Origin of the sequence: Rhodococcus sp. LB1, from assembly GCF_001583455.1 — a bacterium.
Classification (GTDB): Bacteria; Actinomycetota; Actinomycetes; order Mycobacteriales; family Mycobacteriaceae; genus Rhodococcus_F; species Rhodococcus_F opacus.
In genome coordinates this window covers 1-2678 of the sequence record NZ_LTCZ01000321.1, presented here as the reverse complement: position 1 = coordinate 2678, position 2678 = coordinate 1, and the positions used below count along the sequence as shown (strand labels likewise).

Here is a 2678-nt window from a genome sequence, read left to right as displayed (position 1 = left end):
GAGTACAAGTCCATCGGATAACTGCTTCAATCCGGCACGCGAACGGAGCAGCTGTTCGTAGCTCTCGATCCGGGCCGCTGGAGAAGCGACTGTGACGGCATCACGACAATCCGGATCATAAGCACCTTTAATCGTTCGACACCGCACGTCCTGCACTCCCGATCGAAGGCGACTTGCCGAATTACGGCCTGCCGGCATCGAAGAGCTCCTCCGGCACAGGTTCATCGGCCGATCGGCAAAGGGGTCGAATTCATTGTTCGGCAATGGATTACGTCCGCGCGGCCGAGGCTTTGACCGCCGAGGTCGGGAGCCCAGGACGGGTGGAAAGGCCGTTTCGCAGACGACGACGACGAAGTGGGTCATCGATGCCGTGAAGCTCGGTGAGCTCCGCGACATCCCTGCCGAGAAGATCTACCTCGAGGACCATTCTCATCGCGGCCTTCGGCACGTTCGGTGTGGCGTTCGTCGACCGTCCCATCGGGGCGTGGATCTTCGGTCACTTCGGTGACCGGCTCGGACGCAAGCGAATACTGGTCACGACCCAGCTGCTGATGGGATGCGCAACGGTCATGGTCGGCGCCACGCCGACGGCAGACCAGATCGGGATCGCAGCCCCGATCCTGATCGTGCTCCTGCGTATCGTCCAAGGCATCGCCGCCGGAGGCGAGCTGGCGGGGGCGGCGCTTTTCGCACGGAGAGCGCGCCAGCTGGGAAGCGCGGCTTCTGGACCATGTTCACGTCGCTGGGCGGAGGATTCTCGATCGTTCTCGCGAACGCGACTCTGCTCGCGGTTGGCGTCGGCCTCTCTGATGAACAATTCGTCTCGTTCGGGTCCCGTTCCTCGCGAGTGGCCTGCTCATAGCCGTCGGCCTGTACATCCGCCTGAAGATCGACGAGAGTCCCGTGTTCGAGGCGGAGGCCGACTCGAGCCGCAACGACGAACGATCGAAGTTGCCGTTCGTCCGAAGCGTGGCGGTGCCAGCCGCGCCAGATGTTCCTCGTCGCAGGAATCTCGATCATGCAGGCGGCCTTCACCTATCTTGGCGCGACCTACTTTGCGAACATCGGCACGGCGCAACTCGGTCTGACCCGGAACACCGTCCTCGCCGCCGGCATTGCGGGCGGCCTGTGCTGGGCTCTGGGCGTGGTAGACGGGGCGACGGCGTCGGACCGAGTGGGACGGCGCCCGGTCCTCCTCGTGGCGACGCACCCGCGCCGACCCCCAGTTGAAGGCGCCTCGGCCGCGGTCGTTTGGGCACTGCTCGTCTTCACTATCTTGGAGTCGGCCTCAGGCGGCGAGTACCTGTTGCTCCTGGGCATGACGATGTTCATCGCGGGGCTCGAGATCGGTCCGATCAACGTCATGCTGTCCGAACTGTTCGACACACGGTACCGCTACACGGCTTCCGCGTTCGCCTACAACATGGGACTCGTCCTCGGTGGGGCCACGCCCCCGGTCATCGGTGGCGCGATCACGGCCGCCTATGGTGCTGTTGTGTTCGGTGTCGTCGTGGCCGTTCTGTGTCTGATCAGCCTGCTCAGCGCGATCGGTCTGCCTGAGACGCGCAATCGGGACCTGTGCGACGTCCTTGCCTCAGAGCGCTGATCCATGCCCATCCGAAAGAGGCATGGCCGGTGCGCGGAACGACCGAGCGTTGCATGAGAGGATCGCCGGTCGGTTCGTCATGTCGGAACCGCAAATCCGGGTCCGCGAGTATGTCGCGGGTTTGGTTACGGGTCTGGACCGTAAGGACGGGTAGACGCTGGCCGAGTGTGCCGGTGAGGTGAGCCCGGACGGGATACAGCGTTGCTGCGGCGGGCAGACTGGGACGTAGAGGGTGCGCGACTACGTGGTCGAGCGCCTTGGCGATCCGGCCGGGGTGTTGGTCGTCGACGACACCGGTTTCTTGAAGAAGGGCAGCAGGGACGCGCCCTGCGCACCGAGACCACCATCAACGACACCCGCGATCTCCACCTTGGTAGACGATTGACACATCTACCCACCCTGCGGGAGATCGGCTTTCACGCCAAACCGACACCTGGCTGCGCGTCCAACGATTCAGCCACGACCCGATCACCGGCGCCAACGCCCTCGCCGACCACGTCCCAGGCTTTCGATTCGCCGACCAGCGCAGCCACGCCCTGCTCTCCGCGGTGCTGGTCTTCCGCTGCGCCCGAACGGCTTCACCAACACGGACCTGCGCACCCTCGCCGTCGAGCTGCGCTGACTGGACTCGGACACGTTGTCCGCCGGGCAGATGACCTACGACCTGCGCCGGCTGAACCCCGCGACCTCATCGTCCGGATCGAGGGCACCCACCGCTACTGCAACCGCGGACTCGACACGGCGAAATTCCTCACCTGGGCACACGACCGGGTCCTGCGCACCGGCCTGACCGAACTCGCCACCCCGACAACCACTCCCGGTCGCCTGTGAGCGGCCGCCATACGCGTACCTTACCGCCGTTGGTGCCCTCATCGGCACAGCGCAGCTCGTGGCGCGAAACATCAAGCAAGCAAACACGATCCGAACACCACAAAATTGGTCCCGAAATCCGGCTACCCATCGGTAGCTACCTAGGTTTTGCGTGAGTCCGAGCGAACGACCGGGGAGAGGCATTGACAGGTTTGTCCGAATCCGCGTAGCGTGCTCAAGGTCACACTCTCGATCAAAGGTT

The 2678-nt window shown here is 64.2% G+C and carries 2 protein-coding genes and 1 pseudogene; all 3 read left to right on the top strand.

Going from position 1 to position 2678, the window contains the following annotated elements; all coding sequences use genetic code 11:
* Nucleotides 1–380 precede the first annotated feature (380 nt).
* Nucleotides 381–1088, top strand: a complete 708-nt coding sequence (locus AZG88_RS55795) for an MFS transporter (protein ID WP_156517679.1) — start codon at nucleotides 381–383, stop codon at nucleotides 1086–1088.
* The gene (locus AZG88_RS32450; RefSeq protein ID WP_061043952.1) at nucleotides 992–1606 is read left to right on the top strand and encodes an MFS transporter; all 615 of its coding nucleotides are present in this window, start codon (nucleotides 992–994) and stop codon (nucleotides 1604–1606) included. The genes AZG88_RS55795 and AZG88_RS32450 overlap by 97 nt, the downstream gene beginning before the upstream one ends.
* Before the next feature lie 22 nt (nucleotides 1607–1628).
* Nucleotides 1629–1931: pseudogene (locus AZG88_RS50840) on the top strand (transposase); the annotation flags it as partial.
* Nucleotides 1932–2678 lie beyond the last annotated feature (747 nt).